Source organism: Algicella marina (assembly GCF_009931615.1).
Taxonomy (GTDB): domain Bacteria; phylum Pseudomonadota; class Alphaproteobacteria; order Rhodobacterales; family Rhodobacteraceae; genus Algicella; species Algicella marina.
On sequence record NZ_CP046620.1, the window covers coordinates 2,779,141 to 2,794,615 of the forward strand.

Here is a 15,475-nt window from a genome sequence, read left to right on the forward strand (position 1 = left end):
TCTCTCAGAAATCATTTTCTCTACGAATCAATGCTGGATCCGGACGACCTGATAAAACGAATCGCCAGATGTCGTGAGAAATTACTGACTGCGCACCAGTAGATCAGAGCGGCCGACAGTGTGTCAGCCATCCTGCCGGATACGGACATTCTGCGGGTCGTACGGGCTGTCCTCCCGGATCTCGGCATCCCAGAGACCGTCCATCATGCGGACTTTCAGCTTCTGGCCCGCATTTGCGAGATCGGGGCGCACATAGCCCATGCCGATGCTCTTGCCGAAGGCGACGGAATAGCCGCCCGAGGTGAGACGACCGACCTTCTCTCCCTCGAGATAGAGCGCTTCGCGGCCCCATGGGTCTGCATCAGCTGGGCCGTCGATCAGCAAGGTCACGCATTTGGCGCGGATGCCGGTGGACTCCATCGCGGCCTTGCCGTGGAAGTCCTTCGTCAGGTCGACGAAGCGGGGCAAGTCCGCCTCCAGCGGAGTCGCGTCGCGGCCAAGTTCGTTGCCGAAGGCGCGGTAGCTCTTTTCCTGGCGCAGCCAGTTCTGCGCGCGGGCGCCGACGAGCTTCAGCCCGTCGGGCTCGCCCGTCGCCATGAGCTGGTCGAAGAGGTAGTTCTGCATCTCGATCGGGTGGTGCAGCTCCCAGCCCAGCTCTCCGGTATATGCGACGCGGATCGCCATGACGGGGCACATCTTGAGCTCGATATTGCGCATCGTCAGCCACGGGAAGCGCTTGTTGGAGAGAACTGTGGCAGGGTCGGCATCGACCACGAGGCGGTTCAGCACGTCGCGCGATTTCGGGCCGGCGATGGCGAAGACGCCGTATTGCGTGGTCACGTCCTGCGCGTTGATGCGACCGAACTCGGCCTCCTTCTCCGTGATGAGCTTGTAGAGGTAATCCTCGTCATAGGCGGTCCATGCCCCGGCGGAGACGAGGTAGTAGCTGTCTTCGGCCTCGCGCACGATGGTGTATTCGGTGCGCGTCGTGCCCGTGGGCGTGAGCGCGTAGGTGAGGTTGATACGGCCGACCTTCGGTAGCTTGTTGCAGGTGAACCATTCGAGGAAGGCGGTCGCGCCGGGGCCGGAGATGCGGTGCTTGGCGAAGGCGGTGGCGTCGATCAGGCCCACGCCCTCGCGGATCGCTTTCGCCTCATCGACCGCATATTGCCACCAGCCGCCGCGCCGGAAAGAGCGGCTTTCGTGGTCGAATTCCTCCGCTGCGTCGAGCGGGCCGAAATAATTGGGGCGCTCCCATCCGTTGACGCAGCCAAACTGCGCGCCGCGCGCTTTCATGCGGTCGTAGCAAGGGGCGGTGCGCAGCGGGCGGCAGGCTTCGCGCTCTTCGTCGGGGTAGTGGAGGATGAGCATATGGGAATAGCTCTCCTCGTTCTTGCGGGCGGTGTATTCGGTGGTGATCCAGTCGCCGTAACGTTTGGGATCCATTGAGGCCATATCGATCTCCGCCTCGCCTTCCACCATCATTTGCGCGAGGTAGTAGCCTGTGCCGCCGGCAGCGGTGATGCCGAAGGAAAAGCCCTCAGCCAACCACATGTTGCGAAGACCGGGTGCGGGGCCGACGAGCGGGTTGCCGTCGGGCGTGTAGCAGATCGGGCCGTTGAAATCGTCTTTCAAGCCGACTTCCTCGGAGGTAGGGATGCGGTGGATGAAATCCATGTATTCCTGCTCAATCCGGTCGAGGTCGAGCGCGAAGAGATCGGCGCGGAAGCTATCGGGCACGCCGTGCTCGAAGCATGCGGGTGCGCCGAATTCGTAGGGGCCGCAGATCCAGCCGCCGCGCTCCTCGCGCACGTACCACTTGGCGTCGATATCGCGGATCACGGGATGCTCGGGGTTGGACTTGCGCCATTCTACGAGTGCCGGATCGGGCTCGGTGACAATATACTGATGCTCCACCGGGATCGCCGCGTGCTTGATACCGAGCATTTTCGCCGTGCGCTGAGCATGGTTGCCGGTGGCGGTGACGACATGCTCGGCGCGGATTTCGAAGGTTTCTTCGGACGCGATCAGGTTACCGCCCTTTTCCACCATCATGCGCCCCGAGACGATCCATTCCGAGCCGGTCCAATCATAAGCGTCCACCTGAGCGCGGCGCACGATTTCCACCCCGCGCTGGCGCGCACCCTTGGCCATGGCCTGCGTCACGTCAGCCGGATTGATGTAGCCGTCGGTGGGATGGAAGATCGCGCCCTTGAGATCGTCTGTGCGGATCAGCGGCCAGCGGGATTTAATTTCGGAGGGCGTCAGCCACTGGTATTCGATCCCGACCGATTCCGCCGTGGAGGCATAGAGACGGTATTCATCCATGCGGTCATCGGTTTGCGCCATGCGCAGGTTGCCGACAACGGCGAAACCTGCGTTCAGGCCCGTATCTTCTTCCAGCGTCTTGTAGAATTTCACGGAATAGTCGTGAATGTGGCTGGCCGCGTAGCTCATGTTGAATAGCGGCAGCAGGCCCGCAGCGTGCCAGGTGGAGCCGGCAGTAAGTTCGTCCCGCTCCAGCAGCAAGATGTCCTGCCAGCCCGCACGGGCCAGGTGATAGGCGATGGACGCCCCGACGGCCCCGCCACCGACGACGACTGCACGCGCATGGGTCTTCATGAACTTCCTCCGATGCGAAAACACACTTCACATCTGTTTACGTGGGGAGTGCGCTTCCCAAGCGCAGCTTGGCGACGGATGGCAGGAGAAATGCGACGCGCCATTCAGTTCCCAGCGCTACCACCATATCCTTTTTTGAAGGCGTTAAAGTCGAGTGCCGAGATATAAGCCATCGTGTCCTCATGCGAAGCCGTGCCTTGCACGAGGATGAAAGTACGATAGTCAATCTGCGCCGCAAGAATCTGAACACTGTCATCTTCGCCAAGATCGTGGAAACCCACGCCATTAACGTTTAGATCGGGCTCTTCCTGCTGAAGGCTCGGAGGCACGAGTGTCGCCAAACTTGGACGCTGCTCACTCCCACGACTTACGAGTATGCCCAGCACCTTGTCGTCCATACGGTAGATAGCGGCATGACGTTTGATTCCGAGCTGAATTTCGCCTCCGTCCGCCACCCGGTGAATTCGCTCGATTTCGTTACCCAGCGTTTCGTCATCCATGCCGCGCTGCGCTGTAAGCGAATAACCGGCCTTGCCCGACACGGAAAGAACCTCGGCCGCAACTTCGTCCATTGCCAGCCGCGTCGCAGTAATCCCGGATATTAAGTCACGATTCCAGTCCTCCATGGCCTCCGGCAACAGCTTGCCGTCACCCATCACGCGAATGTCGTCCACGTAGGAATTCACGGCATCGGAAAGCAAACCGAATACCAGTGTGTCATCTGGAGCCATCCCCGTTTCAGCCTCTATCTTCGCCATCGTCGCATTACGACGCTCTGAAATTCCGGTGGCCATGACGATTAGGAAAACAACGAAAACGGTACCGCCGCCGAAAATGATAAAGGCTTGCAGAATATTGCGCATTCTTCATATCCGATTTTGGCCCGTGCAAAGGCCGCAGTGGGCACTATACTGATTGAGTGTAAACAACGAATTGGGGCACGACAATGTTCGCACTGCGAAGTTGCCCGCCCCCTCCCGAATTTGGAGAATGGCTCTTGAGCATTTTTCGCACGGCCTGGACAACACCTCATGGAGTGCCGCCTTTCGACAGCATTAGCGACGACATGTTCGCGCCCGCGCTTGAAGACGCTCTGGCAGAAGCCCGCGACGGTATTCGCAAGATTACAGAGAACCGAGCCCCGGCGACCTTTGATAACACCATCGTAGCCTTGGAAACTAACGGAAAGATGCTCGATCGTGTGCTCTCCGTGTTTTTCAATCGCGCGGGTACGGACGCCAATGATGTCATCAAAGGCCTTCAGCGTGAGTTTAGCCCGAAGCTCTCTGCTTACCACTCTGAGGTAACGCTCAATTCTGAATTGTTCGCTCGCATCGATGCGCTTTTCGAGGAATGCGACGGATTGGAGCCGGAAGCAAAGCGGGTTCTTGAGCTATATCACCGTAGCTTTGTTCGCGCTGGTGCCCGGCTTGAAGGCCATGATCGAGATCGCTTGACAAGCATAATGGCAGAACTTTCGAAACTCGGCACGGAGTTCTCCCAGAACGTGCAGCAGGATGAGGAAGAGTGGTGCATGCTGCTCGCAGATGACGAACTTGCCGGCCTGCCAGATTTCGTGGTCAGCTCAACAGAGGCGGCAGCGGCGGAGCGCGGCGAGACGGGAAGAGTAGTGACGCTTTCCCGCAGCCTGATCGTCCCCTTTCTTGAAAGCTCCCACCGCCGCGACCTGCGCGAGAAGGCGTACAAGGCTTGGGTTGCTCGGGGCCGAAATGGCGACGCCAACGACAATCGTGATATCGTTCGTAGAATCCTGGAACTGAGGCAGGAGCGGGCGAAAATACTTGGCTACGAAAGCTTTTCCGATTTCAAACTTGAGACGGAAATGGCCAAGACACCCGAAACGGTCCGGGAACTGCTGATGGCCGTCTGGACGCCTGCAAAGGCGCAAGTGGAGCGTGATGCCAAGGAACTTCGGGCCTTGATGTATGCTGACGGCATCAATGGCGAACTCGAACCATGGGACTGGCATTTCTATGCCGCCAAGCATCAGCGCGAAACGCAGGATCTGGATATGGCGCAAATCAAGCCATACCTCCAATTGGAAAACATCATTGAAGCTGCCTTCGACTGCGCCGAACGACTGTTCGGCCTCAAGTTCAAGGCTGCAGATCTTCCCCGGCCCCACAAGGACGCCCAAATCTGGGAGGTGGAAAAAAACGGTCGCCATATGGGAGTTTTTATTGGTGATTATTTCAATAGGCCGTCAAAGCGTTCCGGTGCGTGGTGTTCAAGCTTTAGGAGCCAGTCCAAAGTGGATGGCGATGTACGCCCGATCGTCATCAACGTTTGCAATTTCGCCAAGCCGAAAAAGGGGCAGCCTGCGCTTCTTACCTATGATGATGCACGCACGCTGTTTCATGAGTTCGGCCATGCACTCCACAGCCTTTTATCGGATGTCACCTACCCCAGAATTTCCGGTACATCCGTCGCGCGCGATTTTGTTGAATTGCCGAGCCAACTCTACGAGCACTGGCTCAGTGTTCCCGAAATCCTTTCCAAACATGCCCGCCACGCGATTACCGGTGAGGCCATGCCACTGGAACTTCTGGAAAAGCTCCTGTCCGCCGAGAATTACGGCCAAGGCTTCGCGACCGTTGAGTATGTTGCTTCTGCATTGCTAGATTTGCATTTCCACTCTGGAAAGACACCGAAAGATCCATTGGCCTCCGGTCGGGAGATGCTGGCACGCATTGGCATGCCATCGTCAATTTCACCGCGCCACGATACCACACACTTCCTCCACATTTTCTCAAGCGATGGCTATTCTTCTGGCTACTACTCATACATGTGGTCTGAAGTAATGGATGCTGATGCTTTTTCTGCCTTTGAGGAAACCGGTGATCCGTTCGATGCTGAAATAGCTGAGAAGCTAGAAAAATGGATATACTCTGCTGGGGGCAAAGAAGAAGCGGAAACCCTCTACTTGGGGTTCCGCGGCGCTATGCCGAACGTGAGCGCCCTTCTGAAGCAGCGTGGCCTCGTCGGGTGAAGTGAGGGATTTTGGCCCTCTCCGTTAACGAATTGGCCATTTTTTGCCGATCTCGCCGCGCCAGATTGCGCAAGGAGAGTGTCTTAGTTTAATTGTATTACCGTTGCCGCAATACAGGCATGACGATCGAAAATATCCGCATGAAAAGCGTCGACTGTCATTGCGACAGTCCAATAATCAAATCGTTAATTTTAAATTAATTATTTTCTCTTGTGGTCGAACGCGAGCTTGATTATATGCCTAATCCAGTATGAACTAGCATGTTTGCGAATTGGGTTTGCACTGCAAGAGTTCCGCGCAGACAGGCCTTGTAATACCGGGAGACTACAAAATTGGCAGATGAAGTGATCGTTGAAAAAGGTGAATTGCTGGCGTTGGCGTCGGACATTGTCGCCTCTTACGTCGGAAACAATGCAGTGCAGCCAGATCAGGTAACCGAGATGCTAAGATCGGTGTACGGGACGATGTCTTCACTGACAGAGGAAGCCGAAGAAGAGCAATTGGAGCTCATTCCGGCTGTTCCTATCAAGAAATCTGTAACAAATGACTATATTATCTGTCTCGAAGACGGCAAAAAGCTGAAGATGCTCAAGCGTCATCTCTCAACCTCTTACAATTTGACGCCTGAAGAGTACCGCGAAAAGTGGGGCCTCAAGCCCGACTATCCGATGGTGGCGCCCTCCTACGCTCAGAAACGGCAGGAACTGGCCAAGAAGATCGGCCTCGGGCGCAAGCCCAAAACGGCTCGTACCAAGTAAGGCACGCGCGTTGCAGCAGGCGCTGCAACAGTGTAGGAAATGCGGCGGATCGAGGAAACCCGGTGCGCCGTTTTTCGTTTGGAGGCTCCATGACCAAGAAGTTGTTTATCAAGACCTATGGATGCCAGATGAACGTTTACGACAGCGAGCGGATGGCCGGCGCGTTGGAGACGAGTGGCTACGAGGTGACTGAAGATCAATCCGAGGCAGATATGATCCTGCTGAACACCTGTCACATCCGCGAGAAGGCGGCAGACAAAGTGTATTCGGAGCTTGGTCGGCTGAAGCCATTACGCACAACCAAACCGGGGCTGAAGATCGGCGTAGCGGGATGCGTAGCTCAGGCAGAAGGCACAGAGATCTTTCGGCGCCAACCAATGGTCGATCTTGTTGTCGGGCCGCAGGCATATCATCGTTTGCCCGAAATGGAAGCGCGGGTGCAGAAAGGTGACCGTGCGATCGACACGGAATTTCCCGAAGAAGACAAATTCGATCATCTACCGACAGCGCGTGGTCCGAAAGCCCGAAGATCACCGACGGCCTTCCTCACAGTGCAAGAGGGTTGTGACAAATTCTGCGCTTTCTGCGTGGTGCCCTACACCCGCGGTGCCGAAGTGTCTCGCCCTCCAGAACGCTTGCTGGCCGAAGCCCGTGATCTTGTTGACCGGGGCGTGGTTGAAGTGACCCTTCTCGGCCAGAATGTGAACGCCTATGCCGCCGATGGTTGGACGCTGGCAAAACTCATCCGCGAAATGGCGAAGATCGACGGGTTGAAACGTATCCGCTTTACGACCAGCCATCCCAATGACATGAGCGACGATCTGATCGCAGCTCATGGAGAAGAGCCCAAACTTATGCCCTATCTGCATCTGCCGGTACAGTCCGGCAGTGACAAGGTGCTGAAGGCCATGAACAGAAGGCATACTGCAGAGAAGTATCTGTCGATACTGGAGAAGATGCGCGCCGCACGACCGGATATTGCCCTTTCGGGAGATTTCATCGTTGGCTTTCCGGGCGAGACGGATGCGGATTTCGACGCAACGTTGGCGCTCTGTGAAGAAGTGCGCTATGCGCAAGCGTATTCCTTCAAATACTCGCCCCGGCCCGGAACGCCTGCAGCGGGGCGCGAAGATGTGCCCGAGCATGTGAAATCCGAACGCCTTGCGGCACTTCAGGAAATGCTGACAAAACATCAGGCGGAGTTTCAGCGCGCACAGGTTGGCAAGATATTGCCGGTTCTTCTAGAAAAGCCAGGACGGTTACCAGGTCAGATCGTGGGACGATCTCCCTATTTGCAAGCAGTGCATCTGCAGGCGGAAACGTCTGATATCGGGCGGATCGTACACGCTCAAATCGTGAGTTCGGAGAAGAACTCGTTGGCTGCCCAGCAGGCAGCCGCAACATATAGTGTAGTATGACAGTCAATTGACAGTGTTTTTTCTTGCACCGGTCGATATCGCCGGGGCAAGCTGAGAAACAGATGTAACGCCAGCAACCGGAGGGATTTTGGCGATTTCAGAATTGCAGGCTGCACCCGAAACCTCGACAGTGGAACGGACTCTCAGCTTTCCGGACAACCGGCTTCTGATCGACCTCTGCGGCGAGTTTGACCGACACCTCACACAAGTTGAAAAGGCTCTCGCGATAGTCATTACTCGCCGGGGCAATGAACTGGTATTGCACGGTGAAGCGGCCGCTCGTGGCGCTGAAATCCTGCAACAACTGTATGCCCGACTGGAAGCCGGGCGTGATGTTGAACCGGGCGACGTGGAGGGTGCGATACGCATGCGTAATGAGCCATCGGAGCCCGCCGACCAGCTTGAGATGTTCAGGGGCGAAGCTGTGGAAATCCGCACGAGAAAGAAAACAGTGGAGCCACGTACGCCGGCGCAAAAGGCATATGTAAAGAGCCTCTTCGCGCAAGAACTGGTTTTCGGGATTGGCCCGGCCGGAACCGGCAAGACATACCTCGCCGTCGCCACTGCCGTGTCGATGTTCCTCGAAGGCCACGTAGACAAGATCATACTCTCGCGCCCCGCAGTGGAGGCAGGGGAGCGTCTTGGCTTTCTTCCCGGCACGGAAAAGGAGAAGATGGACCCTTACATGAGGCCCCTCTACGACGCACTCTATGATTTTCTGCCCGCGAAACAGGTCGACAAACTCATTGAGGAAAAGCAGATTGAAATAGCGCCGTTGGCCTTCATGCGGGGACGAACGTTATCGAATGCCTACGTAGTTCTCGACGAAGCGCAGAATGCCACGACGATGCAAATGAAGATGTTCTTGACCCGGCTTGGCGAAGGCTCCCGGATGGCGATCACTGGTGATATGACACAGATCGACTTACCACGCGGCGTGCCGTCTGGCTTGGTCGAGGCCGAAAAAATCCTGCGAAATGTTCCCGAAATCGGATTTGCGAGGTTTCGGAGCGTGGATGTGGTGCGACACCCAATGGTAGCCAAGATCATCGAGGCGTACGAGCAGGCAAGTCCGCAAACCTGATATCCGGGTATCAATGGTACCATTTGTGGTCTGCCTCCATCCGACCTCGCAGCCTTTATTCGGAAAATTGGATCTCGTCCTTCCGCCGCGGATCCGGCATTGACCGATGCTACGGATGGCCATAGGACACATGAAGGTTTTGGGCACCTGCCGCTCGCGGACATTGTCTTGGTGAAGCTCATATGTTGATTTAACTCCGACCTTCCGTTCCGCGGTCCGTCGCAATGCGAGCTCCGATCCCATACCGCACCGGAACAGGAGAGTTTTGTGATGTCGTTATCGCATCTAACGCTGGACGGCGTTAAGGCGCAGGCTAAAGGCCTGCGAAGGGCCCTTGGCGCTAATGGATATGAAATTGCGCACGGACGTGCACTGGAACTGGTTGCTCAGCAATACGGATTCCGTGACTGGAACACACTTCACGCCAGGGTCGGCAATGCGCCACCAGTGCCGATTCATGTCGGGCAGCAGATAACTGGCCGCTATCTCGGCAAACCTTTCAAAGGCGACGTCATAGCCGTGCGCAGTCTCGGCGATGACTCTAAATTTGCGCTGACGCTACATTTCGATAGACCGATTGATGTCGTAGAGTTCGATAATTTCAGCAACTTTCGCTCACGTGTCAGCGTTGTGGTGGATCGAGAGGGGCGAACAGCGGAGAAAACTTCCAACGGAGAACCACACATGGCGCTGGATACAGCGGTTGCCATTTCATAATTGGTAGATTTCCCGACTAAGTGGAACTCCGCATCGTTCAGTGAGCACCCTCGATCTTGTTGAAATCGAGGGTGTTTTCCTCAGGGGAAGCTTCTATCGCCATCACCTCCTGGTGCCTTCTGAAAACAATGAACATCACACATGCAAGGTAGATGAATACAACGATTGCGCCGATCCACTGTATTTGCAGCCACTGACTCTGGAACAGCAGAGTTAATCCGAAAAGCACCGCAACGTTGCCAGCAATGTAGACTGGCTTGCCCAAGCGTCGCGGTGTAAGCAACAAATTGTCTGAATAGAGTCGAATCAAACTGTCGAGAGAATTCACAACGAAGGTGATGCCTACGACGATCATCGCCAGGTTCAGAACGCCCTCGGTACTGATGTCGTTTGTGTAGTAATAGTAAAGAACAGAAAACCACACTGCGAGTGGGATCGACGGTATGACGAGAAGGGCGAGCAGCAACTGCTGGGTGGTGAGCCCCCCAACAAAGCGCGAAGTAAATTGGCCAATCATTATGGACCATGCGAACCACCAAAAGAGATAAAATTCGTGGTAGTCGTTGATTGGCAGGACAAAGCGGTGAAGATTGCCGAAGTACCCGCCGATATTACCTATGGAGGACGCAAAGCCGCCGATACCCATGCCGGAGGCAAGCCACATCAGAATGATCAGTGCGGCGAAGAGGCCGGAAGAGGCCAAGCTGAGAATTTTAACATATTTGATGTCAGTGCTCGAATATGCGGCTGCGAGAATAGTACAGAAGACTATAATATAGAATGTCGTCACTACCGTCTCACCGTCGCCGATTTCAGGAATATAATACGGCAGGTAAATAAGGAACAGACTGGCCGTGAAGGCACATGTTCCGATGATGACGATATTGTTCACCACTTTCACCGCTGGAATTTCAAAAAACTTTACTCGCGGTTCGATCACGCAGAAATAGAAACTCGTGAGAAAGTAGAAGCTCCAGATCAGGAAGCCCCAAAAACCGAATTCTATCGCCAGCGGATTGGTGAATGCGTATTCGGGTCCAGTTTCCGCATCAGCATAGGTGGGAAATTCGCCCAAAGGAAACATGATCAGCCCGACATCCAGACCGGAAGTGAAAAGGATCGCGATAAAAGTCAGCAGCGGCACGGGTGTCACGCCGATCACTTTCACACCCCACCACTTCATTGTGCAAAAGACAACGAGCGAGAGCGCCATCATAATCCCGAAGGATATGACGAGGGTGAGCACGAAATCCATGTTTCTACCCCTTCCTGTTGCCCAGCCAAAACTTATCACGCATTTCAAACAATCTGCTGGCAACAGTAGAAGGGTTGCTAACACACAACGCAATGGTCATGGGAAACGTTGATGACGCCTGAGGTTGACCTGATTATCGAAGACGAACGCTGGCGAAGCCTGCCTTTGCAGTCAATTTCGCAGGATGCTGTGGGTTTGGCGTTGGCTGTCGCGACAATTAAAGTTCCAGTGGAAGTGTCCCTGCTGGCGACAAATGATGAGGGTATTGCCGAACTCAATTCTCGGTTCCGCGGCAAATCAAAGGCAACGAATGTGCTGTCTTGGCCAGCTTTTGAGCTATTTGCGTCCGATCCCGGCGGCCAACCAACACGAGAAATTCCCAGCGATCCCTTTGGTCTGCCCGCAATCGGCGATATTGCGCTCGCCTTCGAGACAGTGATGGCAGAATCGCAGTCTGGTGGGATACGGGTGGAAGACCATATACTGCATCTGGTCCTTCACGGTTCCTTGCATTTGTTGGGCTACGACCACGAAAATGAGGCAGATGCCACACTTATGGAGAGTTTGGAGGTCCGCGCCCTTGCCTCACGGGGTATTGCGACCCCATATTGAGATCGCGGGCTAAATAGCTCGGTTAATGGAAAGGTAAAATGGGCGACAGTTCTGAGGGATCTTCTAGTGCAGCGCATGGCGCGCTGGACGAGAACCCGAGAAGTTGGATGGGCGACCTCTGGGCACGGGTAACCGGCCGGGAGGACGGCGAGAGCGATGACACGAAAGTAGTCGAACCCCAATTCACCCCGAGCGAAACGCAGACCATGCTGCGGAATGTGCGGGATATGCGTAACATTCGCATCGATGCAATCAGCATTCCTCGAGCCGATATCGTGGCTGTGCCGCTAGGCGCTTCGCTGGAGGAGGTCGTTGAGATCTTTCGCGAATGCACGTTCACGCGTCTTCCGGTTTTTGCCGAGACACTGGACAATCCCATCGGCATGATCCACCTGAAGGACCTTGCACTTGATTTTGGCTTTGGGGCAGGCAATGGCACATTTGATCTGGAAGCGATTTCACGGCCATTGATCTATGTTCCGCCGTCGATGCCCGTGGACGTACTCTTGCAGAAAATGCAGACAGAACGGACCCATATGGCGTTGGTAATTGATGAGTATGGCGGTGTGGACGGGTTGCTCACAATCGAGGATCTGCTGGAGCAGGTGGTCGGTGAGATTGTCGACGAGCATGATACCGAGGAAGTCGATCTCTGGACCGAGGAGGCATCAGGAGTCTATCTCTGCTCGTCTCGCGCGCCGTTGCAAGAGTTCGAAAAAATTGCAGGGGTGGACCTGCTGTCCGACGATCTCGACGAAGACGTCGAGACGCTTGGCGGTCTTGTGTTCATGCTCGCAGGTCGTGTCCCTGTGCGCGGTGAAATCGTTGCGCACCCTCAAGGGCATGAGTTTGAAGTGGTCGATGCAGACCCGCGCAGCCTGAAGCGGGTACGTGTGCGGCTTGACACCGCTAATTCACTGGATCAGGCGGCGGAATAGAGTGATAGCATCAGCCGCGCCTTTTACTGCGCAAAAGGCGTGGGGCCGGTTCGGCCTTGGAATTTTGGCCGGCGCCTCCTTGGCATTGGCTCAGGCTCCATTCAATTTTCCATGGATCATGCCTGTTCTTGTACCGCTAGTGATGTTGGCACTTGACAGGGCTCATTCTCCTCGCGCCGCAGCGTGGCTTGGCTGGAGCACCGGTCTCGGCCATTTCGCATTCGCTCTCAGTTGGATCGTAGAGCCCTTCCTTGTCGACATCGCACGACACGGCTGGATGGCTCCCTTCGCCCTGATCTTGCTAGCAGGCGGCCTAGCGCTGTTTTGGAGTGCTGCTTTTGCCATTGCAGCCCGATTGGCCGGGCCGGGATGGTCGCGGCTGTTAACGGCAATCGCGCTTTGGGCGGGATTTGAATGGCTTCGTGGTCATATACTCACAGGTTTTCCGTGGGCCCTGCCCGCCTATGGCCTGGAAGGTACACCATTGATGCAAGCCTCCGCATGGATCGGTCCCTATGGCCTGAGTTTGATACTTCTGTTCCTTCTTGCTCTCCCTTCGCGGGGCCTGATTCCGCTATCGGCCTCGCTCGTCGGTTTTTCGGCTCTCTGGATCGGCGGCGAGACACGAATGCGACCGGCCATCGACTCTGGTACAACAGTGAGACTGATACAGCCAAATGCGGCTCAGAATCAAAAATGGCTGCCGGAAATGATCCCGGTTTTCTTTGAGCGCCAGGTTGCTGCAACCGAAGCTGCAGGGAACCCTGATGTCGTAATCTGGTCGGAAACGGCAGTGCCTTTTCTTGCTGGAGATCGTCCCGATCTTGTCGCCCGAATGGCAAAGAACACCCCGATAATTTATGGTCTGCGTCGGATTGATGAAGCTGGCAATTGGTACAATTCCATGGCCGTTGCTATGGAAGGACAGGATCTCGTCTATCTCGACAAGGTACATCTGGTGCCCTTCGGCGAATACATGCCGTTTGCCCGCCTCTTTGCACAACTGGGTGTCTTCGGGTTGGCGGCGGAGGATGTCTCCGGTTTTTCGGCCGGAGAATCCCTGAATGCGGTGCAGGTCGAGGGAATGCCTGTTTTTCTGCCGCTGATTTGCTATGAGGCCGTATTTCCGGAGGAAGTGCGAGCCGCACGGGGGGAAGCGGACTGGTTTGTTCACATCACCAACGATGCGTGGTTCGGTCGATGGACGGGCCCTTATCAGCACCTCGCGCAAGCTCGATTTCGCGCCGTAGAGCATGGCGTTCCCGTGGCGAGAGCCGCCAATACAGGAATATCGGCGATGATCGACCCGTTCGGACGTGTTATCGCGTCGTTGCCTCTTGGCGTGGATGGCTTTGTAGATGCTGCATTACCTATCGCTTTGCCTCAAACGATGTACGGAAAGTTCGGTGATGCCCTGTTCGCGGGCCTCCTTGGCCTGGTAGCTACGGCAGGGTTCCTGATCTCACGCAGGGCCTGATTGCAGATCAGGGGCAGCCTTGCTAAGCGGTCGCCGAACTGAACAAGGAAAACGTTGCAATGTCCCCACCCAAGCGCGAAGACGGCGCGCCCTGGCGCAATTTCTACGGTCGACGCCGCGGCAAGACACTGCGCCCCGGTCAGGTGGAACACCTCGAAACCACATTAGAGTATCTGCGCCCTGCGGGCATCGGCTGGGACGAAAATCCAGACCGCAACCCACTCGACCTTATTGAGATCTTTGGAAATGACCGACCGATCTGGTTGGAAATCGGGTTCGGAAGCGGCGAACACCTGCTCGCCATGGCCGAGCGCTACCCTGGAGTCGGATTTATTGGCTGCGAGCCCTTCGTCAACGGCGTGGCCACGCTTGTGCCGCGCATTGCGGCGCGCAAAATTGAAAACATTCGCGTGCATCCCGGCGACGCTCGCGATTTGCTGGATGTAATTCCTAAGGGGAAACTGGAAAAAGTGTTCCTCCTCTATCCGGACCCATGGCCCAAGAAGAAACACCATCGCAGGCGTTTCATGAATCCGGAGGCTCTGGTTCCTATGGCCCGCGCTATGGCGGATGGTGCGGAATTGCGCGTCGCCACAGATATAGCTGATTACGTGCGACATTCGCTGGAAACTGTTGCCCAGGATGCTAATTTCCAATGGGAAGCGGAGTGCGCGGAAGACTGGCGCCGACCGTGGAAGGACTGGACACGAACTCGCTACGAGGCAAAGGCTATTCGTGAAGGCCGCTCACCGCACTACCTGACATTTCGACGTGTGTGCGGGTGAGCTGGTTGCTCTAAAGGTCACCCAACAATCCGACGGGCTGACAACCGAACGGCAACTGTTTAAGTACTTCGTTGACCGGCTACGGGATATTGAGAGGCAGAATGCAATTCACAGTGGCATTGGACGGGCCGGCTGCGGCCGGCAAGGGTACAATTGCCCGCGAGTTGGCGAAGCAGTTCAAATTTGCTCACCTCGATACTGGCATGCTCTACCGCGCCGTCGGCCTAAAAACATTGGAACAGGGGCATGGGATTATTGACCCGGCACGTGCCGCGGCGGTTGCCGGGAAATTACAGGATCACGACATCCAGCGTTTCGACCTGCGCTCCGCAATGGCATCGCGTGCTGCGTCAAAGGTTGCCGTACTTCCCGAGGTCCGCAAAGCCCTCTTGGATTTCCAGCGCGTCTTCGCAAAGCGCGAAGGTGGAGCTGTCCTTGATGGACGTGACATCGGCACAGTCATCTGCCCAGATGCCGAGGTGAAGTTCTATGTTACCGCTAGCGATGAAGTCAGAGCGATGCGACGCTTCAAGGAACTTGAGAAGCAGGGTGCCGAAACTTCGCTCGAAGCAGTGCTGATGGATCTACAAATCCGAGACGCCCGTGACAGCGGCCGTTCCACCGCGCCGCTCACTCAGGCCGATGATGCGGTCTTGCTTGATACGACTGATTTGTCTATAGACGCCGCAGTCGAGCAAGCTGCGATGCTAATCAACAAAAAAATGGGCTGAGGCGCTAATTCCGCCACTGGCCCTTTTTGTTTTTTGGAAATGCAGCAGCAGATGAAACCCAAAGACCG

General features: G+C 55.8%; 13 protein-coding genes. 10 read left to right on the forward strand and 3 right to left on the reverse strand.

The annotated features are described in order from the left end of the window. Positions 1–123 precede the first annotated feature (123 nt). Positions 124–2,622, reverse strand: coding sequence for a GcvT family protein (locus GO499_RS13740; RefSeq protein WP_161862705.1), 2,499 nt, complete (start codon positions 2,620–2,622; stop codon positions 124–126). Positions 2,623–2,726: 104 nt separating this feature from the next. Beyond that, positions 2,727–3,485 (reverse strand): hypothetical protein, encoded by a 759-nt coding sequence (locus GO499_RS13745; RefSeq protein ID WP_161862706.1) that lies wholly within the window; start codon positions 3,483–3,485, stop codon positions 2,727–2,729. 203 nt (positions 3,486–3,688) lie between these two features. On the opposite strand from GO499_RS13745, the gene GO499_RS13750 reads away from it, so the two are divergent. From GO499_RS13750 to GO499_RS13770, 5 genes are all read left to right on the forward strand, one after another. Next, positions 3,689–5,632, forward strand: coding sequence for a M3 family metallopeptidase (locus GO499_RS13750; protein WP_284154997.1), 1,944 nt, complete (start codon positions 3,689–3,691; stop codon positions 5,630–5,632). 332 nt (positions 5,633–5,964) lie between these two features. Next, positions 5,965–6,390 carry a Ros/MucR family transcriptional regulator gene (locus GO499_RS13755; protein ID WP_161862708.1) on the forward strand — a complete coding sequence of 142 codons (426 nt, stop codon included), beginning with the start codon at positions 5,965–5,967 and terminating at the stop codon, positions 6,388–6,390. Between the two features lie 89 nt (positions 6,391–6,479). Continuing rightward, complete coding sequence (gene miaB / locus GO499_RS13760) at positions 6,480–7,808, forward strand: tRNA (N6-isopentenyl adenosine(37)-C2)-methylthiotransferase MiaB (RefSeq protein ID WP_161862709.1); 1,329 nt, start codon at positions 6,480–6,482, stop codon at positions 7,806–7,808. An 88-nt stretch (positions 7,809–7,896) separates the two neighbouring features. After that, complete coding sequence (locus GO499_RS13765; RefSeq protein ID WP_284154748.1) at positions 7,897–8,892, forward strand: PhoH family protein; 996 nt, start codon at positions 7,897–7,899, stop codon at positions 8,890–8,892. Between the two features lie 270 nt (positions 8,893–9,162). Further along, a complete protein-coding gene (locus GO499_RS13770; protein WP_161862710.1) occupies positions 9,163–9,609 on the forward strand; it encodes a glyoxalase superfamily protein in 447 nt (148 codons plus the stop codon). A 37-nt stretch (positions 9,610–9,646) separates the two neighbouring features. Here the strand turns inward: GO499_RS13770 and GO499_RS13775 are convergent, their stop codons facing one another. Then, entirely contained in the window at positions 9,647–10,864 is a 1,218-nt protein-coding gene (locus GO499_RS13775; RefSeq protein ID WP_161862711.1) for a BCCT family transporter, read from the reverse strand. Between the two features lie 111 nt (positions 10,865–10,975). On the opposite strand from GO499_RS13775, the gene ybeY reads away from it, so the two are divergent. From ybeY to cmk, 5 genes are all read left to right on the forward strand, one after another. After that, positions 10,976–11,476 (forward strand): rRNA maturation RNase YbeY, encoded by a 501-nt coding sequence (ybeY, locus tag GO499_RS13780; protein WP_161862712.1) that lies wholly within the window; start codon positions 10,976–10,978, stop codon positions 11,474–11,476. Between the two features lie 38 nt (positions 11,477–11,514). After that, complete coding sequence (locus tag GO499_RS13785; RefSeq protein ID WP_161862713.1) at positions 11,515–12,414, forward strand: hemolysin family protein; 900 nt, start codon at positions 11,515–11,517, stop codon at positions 12,412–12,414. Position 12,415: 1 nt separating this feature from the next. Then, positions 12,416–13,891: an apolipoprotein N-acyltransferase gene (lnt, locus tag GO499_RS13790; protein ID WP_161862714.1), complete on the forward strand. Its 1,476-nt coding sequence runs from the start codon at positions 12,416–12,418 to the stop codon at positions 13,889–13,891. Positions 13,892–13,950: 59 nt separating this feature from the next. Beyond that, positions 13,951–14,676: a tRNA (guanosine(46)-N7)-methyltransferase TrmB gene (trmB, locus tag GO499_RS13795; protein WP_161862715.1), complete on the forward strand. Its 726-nt coding sequence runs from the start codon at positions 13,951–13,953 to the stop codon at positions 14,674–14,676. A 101-nt stretch (positions 14,677–14,777) separates the two neighbouring features. Beyond that, positions 14,778–15,407: a (d)CMP kinase gene (cmk, locus tag GO499_RS13800; protein ID WP_161862716.1), complete on the forward strand. Its 630-nt coding sequence runs from the start codon at positions 14,778–14,780 to the stop codon at positions 15,405–15,407. Positions 15,408–15,475 lie beyond the last annotated feature (68 nt).

Coding starts and splice junctions, on each gene's coding strand:
- GO499_RS13775 (WP_161862711.1), bottom strand. CDS start 10,864: ATGGATTTCGTGCTCACCCTCGTCATATCCTTCGGGATTATGATGGCG.
- miaB (WP_161862709.1), top strand. CDS start 6,480: ATGACCAAGAAGTTGTTTATCAAGACCTATGGATGCCAGATGAACGTT.
- cmk (WP_161862716.1), top strand. CDS start 14,778: ATGCAATTCACAGTGGCATTGGACGGGCCGGCTGCGGCCGGCAAGGGT.
- GO499_RS13770 (WP_161862710.1), top strand. CDS start 9,163: ATGTCGTTATCGCATCTAACGCTGGACGGCGTTAAGGCGCAGGCTAAA.
- ybeY (WP_161862712.1), top strand. CDS start 10,976: ATGACGCCTGAGGTTGACCTGATTATCGAAGACGAACGCTGGCGAAGC.
- GO499_RS13785 (WP_161862713.1), top strand. CDS start 11,515: ATGGGCGACAGTTCTGAGGGATCTTCTAGTGCAGCGCATGGCGCGCTG.
- GO499_RS13740 (WP_161862705.1), bottom strand. CDS start 2,622: ATGAAGACCCATGCGCGTGCAGTCGTCGTCGGTGGCGGGGCCGTCGGG.
- GO499_RS13745 (WP_161862706.1), bottom strand. CDS start 3,485: ATGCGCAATATTCTGCAAGCCTTTATCATTTTCGGCGGCGGTACCGTT.
- GO499_RS13750 (WP_284154997.1), top strand. CDS start 3,689: ATGTTCGCGCCCGCGCTTGAAGACGCTCTGGCAGAAGCCCGCGACGGT.
- trmB (WP_161862715.1), top strand. CDS start 13,951: ATGTCCCCACCCAAGCGCGAAGACGGCGCGCCCTGGCGCAATTTCTAC.